This window comes from Rhodococcus sp. NPDC080181 (genome assembly GCF_040702225.1).
Classification (GTDB): Bacteria; Actinomycetota; Actinomycetes; order Mycobacteriales; family Mycobacteriaceae; genus Rhodococcoides; species Rhodococcoides fascians.
The window spans coordinates 143,231-159,390 of the sequence record NZ_JBFBKN010000003.1; the positions used below are offsets into that span (position 1 = coordinate 143,231).

Genomic DNA, 16,160 nt, shown 5'->3' on the forward strand with positions numbered 1-16,160 from the left:
AAGGAGCGCATCATGCACGAATACGATCAACCGCCCCCACTGTCGAACGGCGAGTCCGAGCGCGGTTCCCACGTGGCGGACCTATCGACGGTGCAGCTGATCGAGCGACTGACGACCCAGGTCTCGACGCTCGTCCGGACCGAGATCGACGCCGGACTCGCCGAAGTCAAGAGCAAGGGAAGTCGCCTCGGGGTGGGCGTCGGAATCTCCGGCGCGGGTGCGCTGCTGCTGTTCCTCGGGCTCGCCACCTTGATCGCTACCGCAGTGCTCGGACTGGCAACAGTGTTGTCCGCATGGCTCGCAGCGCTGATCGTCGCGATCGTGGTGCTGGCGATCGGGGGCATCCTGGCCGCAGTCGGCGCGTCACGGGCAAAGAAGGCCTTGCCGCCGATTCCCGCGGACACCGCAGCACGTATCGGCGACGACATCACCGCAGTGAAGGAGGGCATCCGATGACCGACTCACCGGCCCACAGTGTTTCCGGCAACTCCGATCAGCCGCCCAGCATCGAGGAACAGCGTTCCGAACTGGCCGACACCGTCGCAGCTCTCGCGGCCAAAGCCGACATCCCCACCCGAGTGGGCAACGAGGCCTCTCGACAGGCGACGCGTGCCTCCGATGCGGTGCGCAGTAGGCCCGGCACTGCCGCAGGGGCCGTGGGCTTCGTGGTGACCGCAGTGTTGGTGACGGTTCTTCTTCGTCGCCGACGTACGAGAAAGGTGTTTCGATGAGTGCAGTATCGAAGGCGTTCTACAGACCGATGTCATTGGCGACGAGTGTGCTCGGCGGGCTGGCGGCCGGCGCGGTATTCAAGCAGGTGTGGAAGCACGTCGGCGACGACGACGCGGCGGCCCCCGACCCGAAGGATCTGAATCGCTCCGTCCGAGAGGTGCTGATCGCGGCAGCCGTCCACGGTGCGGTGTTCGGCGTCGTCAAGGCCGCAGTCGACAGGGCAGGGGCAACCGGTTACCGCGCCATCACGCACGAGAGCCCGAAGTAGCCGACACGCAACATGATTCGCGGCGTCTATCGGCTTACCGAGACGATGTTGCCCGCGAAGTCCGCTTCGACGCGGCCGCCCTGGTCGTCGTCGTTGTGTGCGGTGATCGAGATGCGCTGCTCACCGCGGGAGTCGGTGATCATGACGTATTCGACGGCGGCGTCCGGGACCCCGACGGCCTCGGGCGTTCCCGCGACGAGGCCTGCCAGAACCGCGGAATCGACTGTGGCCCAATCGAAGAGCGCCTCTTGTTCCTCGGGCGGCTCGGTCTCGTGATACACCTCGAACCCCCCGGAGACGAATACGCGCTCTCGTCGGCCCTCTGCCGTCGGGCGATAGACATCGGCACGGTTGCCGTCCATCTGGACGAACACCTCGAGAACCTGCGAACTGCCGAAGCGTTCCACGTAGCGTTCTCGAAAATCGTCGAGTCCGGCTGCCGTGTCGAAAACGAAGGGACGGGCGATGATCGGGGTGACGTCGACCGGCAGGTCCATCGGCACGGTGGGGGTCACGCTGCGCGTCGTCGTGGACGCGACGACGGCAGCAGCCGGAACCGGTTGTTCGCCGGTCCTGGTCGACAGAAACACCACCAGCCCTACAGTCACGATGACGACCGAGCCGAGTGCCAGCAGTAGCCGGTTCTTCGGTTCGGATGTTCGCGGCGGTGGTTCCGGAAGGTCGACGTCGATTTGTAGGTCGGAGACCAGTCGTCGCAGATCACGCAGGGTGATGGCCACCCGCGCACGTTCGCTGCGTAGGCGGTGCTCGTCGAAGGTGAGCTGGCCGTCGGCGTATGCGGAATCCAGAACGGTGGCGGTCAGCGCGCGGTCGATGTCACGGGCGCGAAAATCGGGTCGTTGTGCCATCATGCGGCCTCCTTTCCGGACACATCAGCCGAACGAAAACGGCGTGACACGCAGGAAGTTGCCTGCGGGATCGAATAGGAGAGTTCCGCTTTCCTGATCGGTGTTGTCGGCGGAGACGGAAATTTGCGGACCGTTGTCGCTGCCGTGGAAGCTCACGTTGTAGCTGTCGATGCGACTCATGTTCAAGCTCTCGCGGGCACCGGCGATGATTCCCGCTGCCTTCGTCAGATCGACCGTCGCCAAGTCGATCTGAGGTTCGTCGAAGTCACGGGTGCTCGAGAAATTGTCGTCGTAGTCGTCGATCACGCCGTTGCGATAGGTGTAGCTGACCTGCTTCTGTGGCACCCCGGGTGCAGGTGCCGAAATGACGGCGTAGTCCTCGTACAGCCCGAGTCTGTCGACCACCGACGTGCCGATCTTCTGTTGCAGTTCATCGACGATATCCACGACGACTGCAGGATTCTTGTACCCAGCCGACCCGAGACCCGATTCGAGGCCATTGGTGTTCGAGCACGCGCGAATGCCGAATGTGAGCGCCACGAGTGCGGCAACGGCAGGGACCGCGACGGCCATGAAGCCCAGGCGTGAGCCCTTTGCCGTCGTGATCGGATGCGCGAACTCGATCGGGTCGGCCATCGGCGGCAGATCGGTGTCGTTCTGAAGGTCCTCGATAAGGGCGTGCAGATCGGCGATCGTGTCGGCTTCCTCCGCCAGATCGATCCTTGCGGCGTGCTCGAAATCGGACAGCTGGCCATCGGCGAGTGCTTCGTCCAACGTGGCGCAAGTATCGGTGCGATCCACATCACGCGCTCGCGTACTGGGTGACAGTCGCGTCGGCACAGGTGGAGCATAGTTTCTCGGCCCAGGAATGGGGGTCGATCGTCGTCCAGGCGGGGATCGCAGGTCTCCATCGACACTGCCGCACGTACTCTGGTTCTCGTGCGACTTCAGCGACAGGTGGTGGACTACGCCCTTCAGCGTCGGTCGCTGCTGGCCGAGGTCTACTCCGGTAGGACGGGCGTGGCAGCGGTCTGCGACGCAGATCCCTATCTTCTACGTGCCGCCAAGTTCCACGGCCGCGGCAGCGACGTAGTGTGCCCGATCTGCCGGAAGGAGCAGCTCACGCTGGTGTCGTGGGTGTTCGGCGAGAAGCTCGGACCCCTGTCCGGCTCCGCGAGAACGGCCGACGAACTCGGCCGGCTGGCTGCCACCCAAGAGGAATTTTCGGTCCATGTGGTCGAGGTCTGCCGCTCGTGCAGCTGGAATCACCTCGTCCAGTCCTACGTCCTCGGGGCCGTGCCCGCACCCAAGCAACCCCGTCGCCCACGATCGGGATCCCGTCAACCGAACCGTCGAACTGCGAGTGAATGACACAATCGCTTCGCTGAACCCAGCCACCGAGAATTCGACGCGGCCGCCGAGATTACTGGAGATTCGTACGTGAGTTCCCCCTACGACAACAACCCGGGTAACAACGAACCTGGCCGTAGCGACTCCGGACGGCGCCCCGACGTGCCCGGACCACCGCGCGGCAGCCGCCATTCCGATCCGCCCGGACGTCGTCCGGTACCCCCACCGGGCCAACGTCCGGTGCCTCCTCCGGGCCAACGTCCGCTACCGCCTCCGGGTCAGCGCCCCGGACCGCCTCCCGGGCAGCGTCCGATGCCACCGCAGGGTCGACCGCCGATGCCACCTCCGGGTCAGCGTCCGGTACCGCCTCCGGGTCAGCGCCCCGGGCCCCCTCCTGGGCAGCGCCCCGGGCCCCCTCCTGGGCAGCGTCCGATGCCACCGCAGGGTCGACCGCCCGGTGACGGTCGCTACGCCGCGGAAGGTGTCACGCGATCGGGATCCGTCCCGCCGCCACACGAACCGAACGATCCATCAGCTAGCTCCTCGGGCAACGAACCGCCCGAGCCCCCCGAAAGAGGTTCCGCCGCGAAAACGAAGAAGAAGTCCAAGTGGCGGGTAGTTCGACGCACGTTGTATGCGTTGGTCGCCTTGGGCCTGATAGTGCCGATTCTGCTGTTCATGGTGGCGTACACGCTGGTGGACGTCCCGCGGCCCGGTGACCTCAGGACCAATCAGGTCGCGACGATCTTCGCCTCCGACGGGTCGAGCGTGCTCGGCAAGGTGGTGCCACCCGAGGGCAACCGAACCGATGTCACGATCGACCAGATTCCGGAGCACGTGCGTAACGCCGTGCTCTCGGCGGAGGATCGCGACTTCTATTCCAATCCCGGGTTCTCGGTGACCGGCTTCGGCCGTGCCCTGCGCGACAACGTTCTCGGACGTGACAGCGCGGGCGGCGGTTCCACGATCACCCAGCAGTACGTCAAGAATGCGGTGGTCGGCTCCGAGCGGACGTTGACGCGCAAGATGCGGGAGCTGGTCATCTCGTCGAAGATGGCTCGCCAATGGTCCAAGGACGACATTCTCGCGGCGTATCTGAACACCATCTATTTCGGTCGTGGCGCTTATGGCATCGCTGCCGCGTCGACGGCGTACTTCGGCAAATCCGTGGATCAGCTCTCGGTCGAGGAAGGCGCAGTACTGGCTGCGACCATCCAGCAGCCGTCCGGACTCGATCCGGAAGTCAACCCCACCGGTGCTCAGTCGCGGTGGAATTACGTGCTCGACGGCATGGTCTCGCAGGGCCAGCTCGATGCGACTCAGCGTGCGGCGATGCAGTATCCGCAGTGGGTCCCCATTTCTCAGGTCGATTCGGGTGATGCCGCCGACGCAGGTCCCAACGGTCTGATCAAGGCGCAGGTACTGCGTGAGTTGTCGGCTGTCGGGGTCAGTGATCAGGATCTGAACACCGAGGGTCTGCAGATCACGACGACGATCGATCCGAGGGCGCAGGCCGCCGCGGTCGAGGCCGTGGACAACAACCTGCAGGGTGAGCCGTCGGAGCTGCGCACGGCGTCGGTGTCGATCGATCCGCGCAGTGGCGCGGTCCGCTCGTATTACGGCGGCGCGGACGGGCGCGGTTTCGACTTCGCGCAGTCCGGGTTGCAGACCGGATCGTCGTTCAAGGTGTTCGGCCTCGCCGCTGCCTTGGACCAGGGCATTCCGCTGTCGAAGATGTACGACAGTTCCTCGCTCGACGTCAACGGTATCCAGATCAGCAACGTCGAGGGCGAATCCTGTGGCACGTGCACCATCGCCGAGGCCCTCAAGCGGTCGCTGAACACGAGTTTCTACCGCATGATGCTGGGCATGGACAACGGCCCGCAGGCGATCGCGGACATGGCACACAAGCTCGGTATCCCGCAGGAGATCGAGGGCGTCGGCCCCACGCTGACCGAGCCCGACAACGCGGGCCCGAACTACGGAATCGTGCTCGGCCAGTACCAGTCGCGGGTGATCGACATGGCCTCGGCCTACGCCACACTGGCAGCCTCCGGCGTTTATCACACCCCGCACTTCGTGCAGAAGGTCGTCACGGCCGACGGCACGGTGTTGCTCGATCGTGCACCCGAGGCCGGTCAGCAGGTCGTCTCGGCGGCGGTGGCCGACAACGTGACGTCGGCGATGCGTCCGATCGCCGGGTACTCCAACGGTCACAACCTCGCGGGTGGTCGTCAATCGGCGGCGAAGACCGGTACCGCGCAGCTCGGTGATACCGGACAGAACAAGGACGCCTGGATGGTCGGCTACACCCCGTCACTGTCGACAGCGGTGTGGGTCGGTACCGAGCAGGGCTTGCCGCTCGAGAACAGTTACGGCGGTCCGATCTACGGATCGGGCATACCGTCGGACATCTGGAAGGCGACGATGGACGGCACGCTCGAGGGCACCTCGAACGAGACGTTCCCGACGCCCGAGGCCATCGCCGGTCAGGCAGGTGTCCCGCAGTACTCGGCACCGGCCGCCCCGGTCACGACGGTGGCTCCGTCCGCGCCGCCGCCCGTGACTCTGCCGATCCCGACGGAGATCTCGCCGCCGGTGGTCATCACGCCGCGTCAGGTCGAGATTCTGCCGGGCGTCACCATTCCGCTGCCGGGTCTGGCCCCGGCTCAGCCCGCACAGCCACCGGCAGCACCCGAGCCGGCAGCCCCCGAACCGGCGACTCCCGGCCAGTAGCACCGAACGGTGACGACCGAACCCGAGCGCAAGGGCAGAACCCTTGCCAGTCCTGGTCGCCTGGACACGGCGAGTGCAACGGACCGTGACGCACCCAGCCGTACCGATCCGATGACCGAGGAACTGTCCTCGGTCATCGGCGGGCCGGTGGGCGCGCACGCTCTGGTCGGTCGGCAACGGTGGTTCACTGCGCTGCGGGTCATCCTGTTGCTCGCGGTGGTCTTTCTCTGCTTCGGTTGGTTCGCCAAGGCGGCGTGCATTCAACAGGCACCGGTGGGTCCGAACGGTGAACTCGGTCTCGACTGGAGCGGCAGTCGCCAGTACGTGGCGATGTGCTACTCGGACACCGTGCCGCTCTACGGTGCCGAGCGGCTCGACCAAGGCGCGTTTCCGTACAAGAAGTCCTGGGAAGAAACGAAGGCCGACGGGTCGAGTCAGATCCGGTACATGGAGTACCCGGTCATTGCCGGCCTGTACCAGTACGGCTCGATGGTCGTCGGAAAGGCTTGGAACTCACTGAGTTTCCTGCCGCAAGCCCTGCCTGTGGTCGTCTACTTCAACGTCGTCGCTCTGGGATTGGCCGTCGCGTGGCTGGTCACCGTGTGGGCGACGGCGATCTCGGCGGGACGACGCATCTGGGACGCTGCCCTGGTGGCTGCCTCACCGCTGGTGATCGTGCATGGATTCACCAACTTCGACGCTCTCGCAACGGCATTCGCGCTCACCGGTCTGCTGGCCTGGGCCAAGAAGCGGCCCGTACTGGCCGGCATACTGCTGGGTCTCGGCGGTGCCACCAAGCTCTATCCTCTGTTGTTCCTCGGGCCGCTGCTGGTGTTGTGCTGGCGGGCCGGCCGCATGCGCGAGTGGGGGCTGACCGCAGCGGCTGCCCTCGGGGCCTGGCTTGCGGTCAATCTCCCACTGGCCCTGCTGTATCCGACGGGGTGGTACGAGTTCTTCCGGCTCAACTCCGAGCGCGGAGCCGACCCCGATTCGCTGTACAACGTCGTCACTTCCTTCACCGGATGGACGGGCTTTGACGGCCCCCTCTATCCGGGGGACAAGCCGATGGTTCTCAACGCAGTCACGCTGCTGCTCTTCGCCGTCGTGTGTGCGCTGATCGCCTACATCGGTACGACGGCTCCGACCCGGCCGAGGCTGGCCCAGTTGGTGTTCCTGGTGGTGGCCGGGTTCCTGCTGACCAACAAGGTGTGGAGTCCCCAATACTCGCTGTGGCTGGTCCCTCTCGCGGTGCTGGCTCTACCGCATCGTCGAATCCTGTTGGCGTGGATGGCAATCGACGCGTTCGTCTGGTTCCCCCGGATGTACTACTACCTGGGCGTGGACAACAAGGGTCTGCCCGAACAGTGGTTCACCGCCACCGTGGTCGTGCGCGATATCGCAGTGATCGGCTTGTGCGCGTTGATCGTTCGGCAGATCTACCGGCCGTCGGAGGATCTCATTCGAAACGGCAGCGCCGTCGACCCGCTCGGTGGCGTACTCGACGGTGCTGCAGATCGAACCGGTCGGCGTGCGGTCACATATAGCGGCCGAGCTGCTTGACGGCTTCACCGGCGTGCTTGGCCTGGATGCCGTCGCCGATGGCCTGTAGCTTCCATTCACTGCCCTGGCGGTAGACCTTTGCCATCACCAATCCCGTGAACGGCATGCCGCCCTGCAGGGTGAAGCGGGCGAGTTCGGTGTTGGTGGTGTTGTCGACCAGCCGGCAGAACGCATTGGCAACCTGCTCGAACGTCTGGCCGCGGTACGAGGTGACCGTGAAGACGATGCCGGTGACGTGCTGGGGTACCCGCGTCAGATCGACGACGATGACCTCGTCGTCGCCCTCGCCCTCGCCGGTCAGGTTGTCTCCCTTGTGCGTGATCGACCCGTCCTTGGCGTTGAGCTGGCCGTAGTACACGACATCGTTGACGTTGCGATCTGCCAGCATGATTGCCGACGCGTCCAGGTCGATGTTCGCCGCACGGCCTCCGCCGCCGAACAGTCCACCCTTCTTCGGGGTCGTCACCGGGTCCCAGCCGAGGCCCATGCGAATCACCGTGAGGGCCACGCCGCCGTCCTTGCGCAGCGTGACCTTCTGGCCCTTGGACAGACTGACGGGCTTGGACTTGGTGAGACTGACTTCCGGAGCCTCGGAGCGAACCGGTGCGGGAGGGGCTGCGGGTGGAGCGGGCTGCGCGGCCGGGGCGGGTGGCGTCGGCGGTGCAGGGGGCGGGGTGGGAGCCGGCGCGTCGTCCACGGAGACACCGTGATCGGTCACCAACGCAGCGAAACCACCCGCGTAGCCCTGCCCCACGGCGCGCACTTTCCAGCTCCCCTGACGGCGGTAGATTTCCAGCGCAATGACGATGGATTCGGAGCTTAGGCCCTCGATCGTGTACTCGTACAACACGTTTCCCGTTGTGTCGCTGACTCGCGCGACCGGGGGTGCCGATCGGCCGAAGTTGCTCGACGCGTCGTCGAGGGTGATGACCGCACGGATCTGCTCGATGTCGGACGGAACAGCGCCGAGCGAGACGGCGAGCCGCGCCGGCCCGCCCTGCCCAGGTTCGAGGCGGACACCGGGACCGGTCGGCTGATTGAAGAACACGAAATCGGCGTCCGTGCGCACCTTTCCAGCGTCGGTGACCAGAAGTGCAGACAGGTCGGCCGGCACCGCCAGGGCGATGGACACGACGACGTCGGCGACGGTGAGGGGGCCGTTCTGACCCTTGGACAACGGTTGACCGGCCGGAGCAGACAATGTGGTGGACTCTCTCTCGAAGTGCTGGTTACCGTCATCCAATGTACTTGGTCGATTTGTCCGGCTGATGTGACCGCGAAGGCCTATCGGTCAGATCTGGCGGAGGGTGAACAGGTCGCCAGGGGTGCAGCCGAGCACCCGGCATACGGCGGTCAAGGTGGAGAATCGGATGGCCTTGGCGCGGTCGTTCTTGAGTACCGACAGATTCACGACGCTGACCCCCGCCAGACGCGACAGTTCGGCGAGCGTCATGCCGCGGGCTTCGAGGATCTCGCCGAGATGACACACGACGAGATGGTCGACGAACTCCTCGGCCATCAGACCAGACCATCGGCATCACGAGCGAGCTTGGAGCCCTGGGCGATGGTGGCGTAGACGAATTGCAGGAATGTGGACACGAAGATTGCGATCCAGAGACCGGTGGCCGGTCGAGCGGTGTCCACGGTCCCGCTCAGCTCGAGCGCACCGACGACGCTGTTGGTGCCCAGCATGTTCGTGAACCCAGTGATGATGGGGTAGGCGAGAATGCACGCGCCGATCACTACGACGTCGGTGCGTGCGGCGTTGGTGAAGGGATTCCCGGCGATGACGCGATCGCAGAAGCGGTAGAAGAACAGCAGGCCCACCAGGATGATCACCAGTCCGACGGCGAGGGATCCGTAGCGCATCACGTCGATGAAGCCCAGCAGTCGTACGATTTCGGCTTTCGGGACGCTCAGCTCGACCGAGTTCCCCGGTTGCAACTGGCCTCCGAACAACTCCACCGGCGGGGTGTTCCACTCGGGTTCGACCGTGGCGCTGACGTAGTCCGAGGAGTGGTATTTCCACATTTTCCAGCCGGTCCAGCCCACGGCCAGTGCTCCGTAGAACACCATCGCCCACTTGTTGGTCCTCATGGAACCCAGTCCGTATGCCATCCCGCCGCCTCCATATCGATAGTCGATAACAACGAATATCGTTAACCTATCGAAAATCGATACGGTGTCAAGGGGTGGGCTGTGTCATCGGCGTAAGGCCGACTCCAACTGCCGCCCGATTTCCGCGACCAATCGGGTGGAATCGGCGGGTACTACGTCGATCGACGCGTGGGACCGAACGAGGTAGCGGCCGTCCCCGTCGAAGTCCATCCAGAAGAACGAGACGGCATCGGTATCGCGGCGGTGGTCGTAGGTGGCGCCGCGCGCGACGATCACCTCGCCGACTGCCGATCGCGGTCGGGCGAAAAACGCCTCGAATTTCTCGTCCGCAGTCGCGTTTCGAGTGGCCGTGGACAGGATTGCTCCGCTCGATGTAGTTGCAGTGCAGGGATGTTCGAGGGTCGCGGCCGCACGGCGTCCGGCCTGCACGGTCGGCACGGACTCGGCGATCCGTACGGGGGCAGATGCCGGGGTCACCGTGTCGATCGTGACCGAACAGTCCGGCCCAGGTCGTTGGGTGAGGACGACCGCGAGATCGTGGGTCACCGCTGCATGAACGCGCACCGGGCTGTGCCCGAAGTCGTGTGTGTCGCTTCGGCATTCGATGCGCACAGCGGGGTCGATCACCACTCCGATGGCTGCCTCGAGCCGCTCGTCCACCAGCGCGTCGATCCTCGCCGACGCTTCGCGCCGCAGCTGTCGGAGCTGACCCTCGGTATCGACGTCGACGGTGACGGCCAGAGGGTAGGGCAGCCGATCCCGTCCGAAACGACTGCAGAGCATCGCGAAATCCATGCCCCGCACGGTCCACTGCGTCACCGTCAGCCGCCGAGCACAGGGGGTGCGACGAGTGGCAGGTCGCCGATCAGTTCGCTGCCGTTGCCGACGTCGATCAAATAGCCGGGGGTGGTGTGTTCTCCGTCGTTGTCGCCGGTGCCACGACCTCCCGCCGCGCCCATACCGCCCACTCCGGGCATACCGTGAGCCCCTGCTCGACCGGCCGCCGCCGCACTCGCGCCGCCCGGGCCGCCGCTGGAACCGCCGGAACCGATCGGAGACCCGAGAACAGAGCCGCCGAAACCTGCACCGGAACCCACACCGCCACCGGATCCGTTGTAGCCCGAGCCGCCGTAGTTGGAGCCGCTGTAGCCCGAGCCGCCGTAGCCGGCACCCGGGGAGCCTGTCCCCGAGGAACCGCCGCCTCCCACGTTGCTTCCGAGTCCCCCGGGAGCATTTCCGGGGCCACCGGCTGCGGCGGCCCGGGTTTCCCCGGATCGATCTGCAGGCGACAGCGGTCCGGATGGACTCGAACCCGGTTGCCCGGGGCCCGATTGTCCAGGCGTCGCGGTGCCGGCTTCGGTCTGCTGCGCAGCCGACTGCGCTGCGGGATCGACGGCTCCTGCCGAGCCTGCGCCCCCACCGGACGTCGCACCGCCGCTCCCACTGGCGGCCGGATAATTGCCTGCCGGGAAACCGCCTGCCCAGCCGCCGGTGGAACCGCCGCCTCCGCCGTCGACGGGATTGTGCGCCGTCGGCAGCACCGGAACGTTGGTGTCAGACAGCACCACGCCCGGTACGTACACCGATCGCATGATGCGACGCGCTTCGTTCTGCTGTTCCTCCTGCACTGCGGTCGCCGTTTTCGTGGCGAACGGAACGGGGAGCAGGGAACCGATCAGGGTGCTGGCCTCGGATGCGACCACCGGCGGCATTCTCGACTTGGTCTGCTCGAATCCTGCGTGCGCTTCGAGCAGCTTGTTCCCGATCAGACTCATCGACGTGGCCAGCGCGGACGCGGACGAGACGTAATCGCCCACGCCGCCGCGAACGGCGTCGGACATCGGCCCGGACCAGCCCGACGCCATGGCCGCCTCGATACCCGTTCGGAAGCCGTCGGATCCGGAGCCGGCGGCGGCCGAGAGGTCGTTCCAGTTCTTCGACGAGGTAGCAATGGGACCGATGGCCAACGACCCGACCATGCCCGCGATGTCCTCGTGTGACATCACCTCGAACGGTTCGGTGATCGTCACTTCGTTGGGTTCGTAGTCACCGCGGTAGTCGAAAGCTCCGTTCGCTTTCTCGAACGCCTCCCCGAGCATGGTGCCGACGAGCTCGGGCCCCACAGGGGTCACGAATATGTTGGTGACTATCCCGTCGATCGTCGCTTCGAGTTCCTCGTACGGATTCGCCATGCCCACCCCTTGCCACGCGCCTGTCCCCCCGACGAACTGTTAGACGCGGTGCGCAGTGGTTCGGTTCCGCAGCCACTCGAGAATTTCCTCGCTGGCCCGTACGCCGGAGGAATCGGTGACGGTCAACCCGGGGCGGGTGAACCCCAGCAGTTCGAGCTCGCCGTGCCGCGGCCGAACTGCCTCGTCGGCGGCCATGAGCATCTCGGCGTCGAGTGCGCCGTCACCGGCAGCGAACACGCCGGCCTCGGCATCCAGGGAACCGTCCTGAACCAGCCTGGAACGGACCTCGGCCACGGCGGAGCTCTTGCACACCGCGTTGGGCATCGTGTAGATCTTGCGGCCTTGCTGGGACACGTTCCAGTCGCGTGCCGCGCACCACTGCGACCAGTCCGAGACGAAGTCCGGCGGGACGGCGGTGACGTCGACGACGAGGTAGCAGAACAGGCCGTCGGCCTCGCGGTATTTGAGCACCCAGTCCTCGGAGACCCTCGATCTCAACTCTGCGCCGATGCCGGCCAGGTCCAGATCGAAGCCCTTGCGCCAGGCCGTATCCGGCTCACCGTCGACGAGAATGTTGCCACCGTTGCTGGTGATGGCGTACCGCCACGGGGCACCCGGCAGGCCGATACGCTGGAACTGTTCGATGGTTCGCGTCGTCGTCGGAACCACGGTGACGCTCTCGCTCAACCCGCGGAGCAGCGACATCGACCGAATGCTCATGTACGACAACGGTTTACCCTCGTACACCTCCACGCACTCGAACGTCTCGTCCAGGGGCACACCGAGCGCGCCTTCGGAGAAGATCATCGTGCGATCGAGGTCGACGGCGACGAGGGCGCTCACGAGGCATCTTCGGTGGAGACGTTCTTGATCAGACCCATGCACGAGTAGGCGAGGTCGGGTACCACGTCGACCGGTACTCCCCTGGCTTCGGCGAGCATCCGAATATGTTGGTGCTCCGGAGCATTCGCGTCGCGTACCAACACGCGCCACGGTACTCGGCGTAGCAGCACCCGCGTGGTCTCGCCGACACCGGGCTTGACGAAGTTGACGTGCGAGATGCCGTACTCCTGGCGGACCTTCTCCACCGATGCCCATCCCGACCAGGTGGGAGTTCTGTCGGACGCGAGCACCGACGACACCGTCTCCGCGACCTCGTCACGCACGTCGTCGAATCGAGCCGTCACCGCGTCGAGTAGGTGCCCCGAGACATCGTCGGGAGCGAGGTCTGCGTAGTACTTCGCGCCGTGGAAATCACCCGGCCGGATGAGGCTGTCGTTGAGTACAGTTCGCGAAACGAGGCCCGAGACGGTCGAATTCAGGCAGGCCGAGGCGATGAGGAAGTCGTCTCGGGTCCCGTAGGTGCGAGCGCAGTGTCCGGGATCGGCGAGCACGGCCAGATCGTCGTCGAAGTCCGCCCCAGGGAAGTCGCGTAGTGCCGCTGTGAGTTCGCGTGCGATGGCACCTTTGCCGGTCCAGCCGTCCACGAACACCACCGAGCGTGAATCGTGGTGCTCGGCGAGGTAGCGCAAAGCGACGCTGTCGATACCCCGATCACGCACGATCGAGACGGCGTAGTGCGGTATCTCGATGCCGTGGGCGGCGAAAGCCCAGCGCCGCATCAGAATTCCCACCGGAGTACCGGCCCGGGCCAGTGACGCGAGCACGATGTCGTGTCCGCGCTCGGCGAGCACCACCTCGGTGACGGTTCCGACGGCGACCGCGAGCCGCGCCGCACTCTCGTGCAGTACCTTCTCGAACAGTTCGCGATACGCAAGATCGGGTTGGTATTCCACCGGCAGCGATTCGGCATAGTGCGCCGTGCCGGCCTGAATCGCCCTCTCGCGCTCCGCCGTTGCCGCTTCCAGCGAGATCCCTGACAGGTCTTTGAGTAGCCAGGTCACCTCGTCCGGCGCGTACGAGCCGAACTCGGGCCCACGCAGCGGACGGGCGCGTCTGGCGATCTCGAGCGCCTGCGGATCGGCACCGGTCACGACCACGACCAGCACGTCGGTGCCCGCCGCCGCGAGTGTCTCCGCCGCGGCGGTGAGTGCGTCGGTATCCGCGGGGGTATCGGCGACGAACACCAGGGTCGAGCCGGCCGGCGCGTCGGCGTTGTAGAGGTAGCGCAGAGAGGATTCGTCCTCGGGCGCTGCGAATTCGAAGCCCCGGCGCAGTGGGTAGCCCGCCACGTCGAGTACGTAGGCGGGCGAGCGGGTGGTCGTCTGGAACAGTGCGCTGTGTCCGCGTCGTTGCAGCGCTGCCGCCAGGCGTAACGGCAGGTACATCAGCTCCTCGTGGCCGACGACCACGACGGCACCCGAGTCGGGGAGCGACGCGTCGACGGTGGCCGCGACTGCTTCGATCGCGTCGTCGAACCCGGCTGCATCAGACCTGAGGAAGCCGTGGCGGCCGCCCTCGGGTAGAGCTGCGGGCCAGTGCGCGTCGATGCGGTGTACCGAACCAGGTTGTACAGCAATCGGATTGAACGTCGGATCGGGAAGGTCCAGTACCGTCTCCACGAGCCCGGGTGCCAGCTCGACCGATCCCTGAGCGAGGCTGACGTTGTCGATCACGACGCCCAGTTCGTCGGCCGTTGCTGCGGTCGCGTCGAGATGCTCGGCGGTACGCATGTCCACCAGGGATGCGATGACGTAGTGGGAACGCGCAGCCGTGGAATGGATCTGGCGGAGCGCATCGAGTGCGGTGGCTCCGGTCGAGATCTCGTCGTCGACGAGAACGAGGGGTAGTTCGCCGCCGAGCAGGTCCGCCGAGGTCGGCATCAGCAGATGGTCGGTGGCGTGCGAGTGCCCTTCCTCGAACTCTCCGTGCACCGTCATGCCCGGGACCGTGCGGCGGGTCGAGTGCACATAGCAGCGCGCATCGAGGGCGGTTGCCACCGTGTGACCCAATCCCGTTGCCGTCTCGGCGAATCCAAGAACATCGACGTCGGAGCCGCCGACCGCCGCAGCGACCAGGCCGGCCAATTCATCGCCGGCACCGATGACGACGTCCGGATCCACGGGTATGTGTTTGCCGAGCACAGTGGACACCAACAGATGTGCCCGTCGGGGATTGCGGCGTAGGCCGGGACGCACCAGTTGTCGTGCCGTCCACGACGACGAGGAGCCGGTGTCGGTCAGGACGATGCCGTCGGCCGGGTTGTCGGTCATCGCTGAGCCAGCGCCGTCAGCAGGTCCACGAACGTGATCCCTTCGTTGGTGACCCCGAATGCCCGGGCGCGGACCATCGTCTGTTTCGCCCAATTGCGATGTGGTCCCAGCTCGTTCATCTTGTTCCGGTAGCCGGAGGCCTGCGCGCCGCCCTGATCGGAGGCCAGAATGTCGAGGGCGTCGTGGTATTCCTCGTGCGTCACTGCGGACAATGCGTGCACGGCAGGAACGTGGGATGGATGGATGACCGTCTTGCCCTGGATACCGTTGGCGCGGTCGAGGGCGACCTCGCGCAGCAGTGCGTCCAAGTCGCTGCTGACCAGTTGCTGCCGGAAGCGCACGGCCTCCTGGTCGACGAACGGCGTCTGGCGCAGAAGTGGCCGGAACATGCGTTCGTGGTCTGCGAAGTACTCCCACACCGGCCCGGTGATGACGAATCCCGATCCGTCGTTGCGGCCCAGGTGATTGACGATCGCGCTGATGACGTCGGCCACGACGCGGACGTCGTAGATCGTCAGGTCACGGTCGCGGCGAATGCCGAAGGTGCCGCACATGTCGGTGGCTCCGATGCGGACGGCCAGCACGATGTCTCGGTATTTTCCCAGTAGTTCCCGGATGGCAACGAGTTCGGTGTCGCGTGTTTCACGGTGGACCACCTCGGCCGACTCGAGAACCGGCATCGCCAACAAGCGGGTGTCGTGCGCGGTGGATGCGGCGAGAATCTCGTCGAGGTACTCGGCTCCGGTTGCCGAGGTGAACTTCGGTACGACGAAACCGGCAAGTCCAGCGGCCCCAGGAGTCAGACCGGCGCAGACCGTCCGAATCTGTTGGGCCGTGCGGGCTCGGACGAACACCAGTGCATTCGAACCCGAGAGTCCGTTCAGAGTTCGGATGGTGTTCTCCACCGCGTACTGCAGATCATGATCTGCGACTGCATCTTCGAGATCGATCACGATCGATCGAACGCCCTCGTCGGTGCGCTTGTGCACCGTCGCGGTCAGGTCCGCACGGGTCGCGGGGATGTACAGCGTTGCACCGAGTGCTGTTGCTACGACGTTGTTTCCGTCGCTGACCGCGATGTCCTCCGGTTGCAGGAAGAACATGCGTTCGCGGGTGTCGGCGTCGAGATGGCGAAAGTGTTGCACCATGATCCTTCGTGTGA

Annotated in this window: 16 protein-coding genes; 6 read left to right on the forward strand and 10 right to left on the reverse strand. The window is 65.6% G+C overall.

Annotated features, from left to right (window positions below; all coding sequences use genetic code 11):
* Positions 1–12 precede the first annotated feature (12 nt).
* From AB0O58_RS04655 to AB0O58_RS04665, 3 genes are read left to right on the forward strand one after another with little or no spacing between them, the layout of a single operon-like run.
* Complete coding sequence (locus AB0O58_RS04655; RefSeq protein ID WP_255182280.1) at positions 13–456, forward strand: phage holin family protein; 444 nt, start codon at positions 13–15, stop codon at positions 454–456.
* Positions 453–731 carry a DUF3618 domain-containing protein gene (locus AB0O58_RS04660; protein WP_032370039.1) on the forward strand — a complete coding sequence of 93 codons (279 nt, stop codon included), beginning with the start codon at positions 453–455 and terminating at the stop codon, positions 729–731. The genes AB0O58_RS04655 and AB0O58_RS04660 overlap by 4 nt, the downstream gene beginning before the upstream one ends.
* Positions 728–1,000, forward strand: a complete 273-nt coding sequence (locus AB0O58_RS04665) for a DUF4235 domain-containing protein (RefSeq protein ID WP_032370038.1) — start codon at positions 728–730, stop codon at positions 998–1,000. The genes AB0O58_RS04660 and AB0O58_RS04665 overlap by 4 nt, the downstream gene beginning before the upstream one ends.
* A 26-nt stretch (positions 1,001–1,026) precedes the next feature.
* Here the strand turns inward: AB0O58_RS04665 and AB0O58_RS04670 are convergent, their stop codons facing one another.
* Both AB0O58_RS04670 and AB0O58_RS04675 read right to left on the reverse strand, forming a co-directional pair.
* On the reverse strand, positions 1,027–1,872 hold the full coding sequence (locus tag AB0O58_RS04670) for a DUF1707 domain-containing protein (RefSeq protein WP_366237952.1): 846 nt from the start codon (positions 1,870–1,872) through the stop codon (positions 1,027–1,029).
* 21 nt (positions 1,873–1,893) lie between these two features.
* Complete coding sequence (locus tag AB0O58_RS04675; protein ID WP_366237953.1) at positions 1,894–2,709, reverse strand: DUF1707 domain-containing protein; 816 nt, start codon at positions 2,707–2,709, stop codon at positions 1,894–1,896.
* A gap of 99 nt (positions 2,710–2,808) precedes the next feature.
* Here AB0O58_RS04675 and AB0O58_RS04680 point away from each other — a divergent pair, with 99 nt between their 5' ends.
* The 3 genes from AB0O58_RS04680 to AB0O58_RS04690 all read left to right on the forward strand — a co-directional run bounded on the left by AB0O58_RS04680 (position 2,809) and on the right by AB0O58_RS04690 (position 7,515).
* Complete coding sequence (locus AB0O58_RS04680) at positions 2,809–3,240, forward strand: DUF5318 domain-containing protein (protein WP_027495064.1); 432 nt, start codon at positions 2,809–2,811, stop codon at positions 3,238–3,240.
* Positions 3,241–3,651: 411 nt separating this feature from the next.
* The gene (locus tag AB0O58_RS04685) at positions 3,652–5,955 is read left to right on the forward strand and encodes a transglycosylase domain-containing protein (RefSeq protein WP_366237954.1); all 2,304 of its coding nucleotides are present in this window, start codon (positions 3,652–3,654) and stop codon (positions 5,953–5,955) included.
* A 111-nt stretch (positions 5,956–6,066) separates the two neighbouring features.
* Positions 6,067–7,515 carry a glycosyltransferase 87 family protein gene (locus AB0O58_RS04690; protein ID WP_052053643.1) on the forward strand — a complete coding sequence of 483 codons (1,449 nt, stop codon included), beginning with the start codon at positions 6,067–6,069 and terminating at the stop codon, positions 7,513–7,515.
* Here AB0O58_RS04690 and AB0O58_RS04695 read toward each other — a convergent pair.
* The 8 genes from AB0O58_RS04695 to AB0O58_RS04730 form a co-directional block, all read right to left on the reverse strand.
* The gene (locus tag AB0O58_RS04695) at positions 7,490–8,716 is read right to left on the reverse strand and encodes a TerD family protein (RefSeq protein ID WP_230593358.1); all 1,227 of its coding nucleotides are present in this window, start codon (positions 8,714–8,716) and stop codon (positions 7,490–7,492) included. The two genes, AB0O58_RS04690 and AB0O58_RS04695, sit on opposite strands and share 26 nt — an antisense overlap.
* 90 nt (positions 8,717–8,806) lie before the next feature.
* Complete coding sequence (locus AB0O58_RS04700) at positions 8,807–9,034, reverse strand: helix-turn-helix transcriptional regulator (protein WP_027495068.1); 228 nt, start codon at positions 9,032–9,034, stop codon at positions 8,807–8,809.
* Entirely contained in the window at positions 9,034–9,633 is a 600-nt protein-coding gene (locus AB0O58_RS04705; protein WP_366237955.1) for a hypothetical protein, read from the reverse strand. Before AB0O58_RS04705 ends, AB0O58_RS04700 begins: the two co-directional genes overlap by 1 nt.
* A gap of 84 nt (positions 9,634–9,717) precedes the next feature.
* The gene (locus AB0O58_RS04710) at positions 9,718–10,428 is read right to left on the reverse strand and encodes an ESX secretion-associated protein EspG (protein ID WP_366237956.1); all 711 of its coding nucleotides are present in this window, start codon (positions 10,426–10,428) and stop codon (positions 9,718–9,720) included.
* Positions 10,429–10,454: 26 nt separating this feature from the next.
* Positions 10,455–11,825, reverse strand: a complete 1,371-nt coding sequence (locus AB0O58_RS04715; RefSeq protein WP_366237957.1) for a PPE domain-containing protein — start codon at positions 11,823–11,825, stop codon at positions 10,455–10,457.
* A 39-nt stretch (positions 11,826–11,864) separates the two neighbouring features.
* Positions 11,865–12,668: an HAD family hydrolase gene (locus tag AB0O58_RS04720; protein WP_167328157.1), complete on the reverse strand. Its 804-nt coding sequence runs from the start codon at positions 12,666–12,668 to the stop codon at positions 11,865–11,867.
* Complete coding sequence (locus AB0O58_RS04725; protein WP_363796956.1) at positions 12,665–14,998, reverse strand: phosphoribosyltransferase; 2,334 nt, start codon at positions 14,996–14,998, stop codon at positions 12,665–12,667. The genes AB0O58_RS04720 and AB0O58_RS04725 overlap by 4 nt, the downstream gene beginning before the upstream one ends.
* A complete protein-coding gene (locus AB0O58_RS04730; RefSeq protein WP_366237996.1) occupies positions 14,995–16,143 on the reverse strand; it encodes an HpcH/HpaI aldolase/citrate lyase family protein in 1,149 nt (382 codons plus the stop codon). Before AB0O58_RS04730 ends, AB0O58_RS04725 begins: the two co-directional genes overlap by 4 nt.
* Positions 16,144–16,160: the final 17 nt, after the last annotated feature.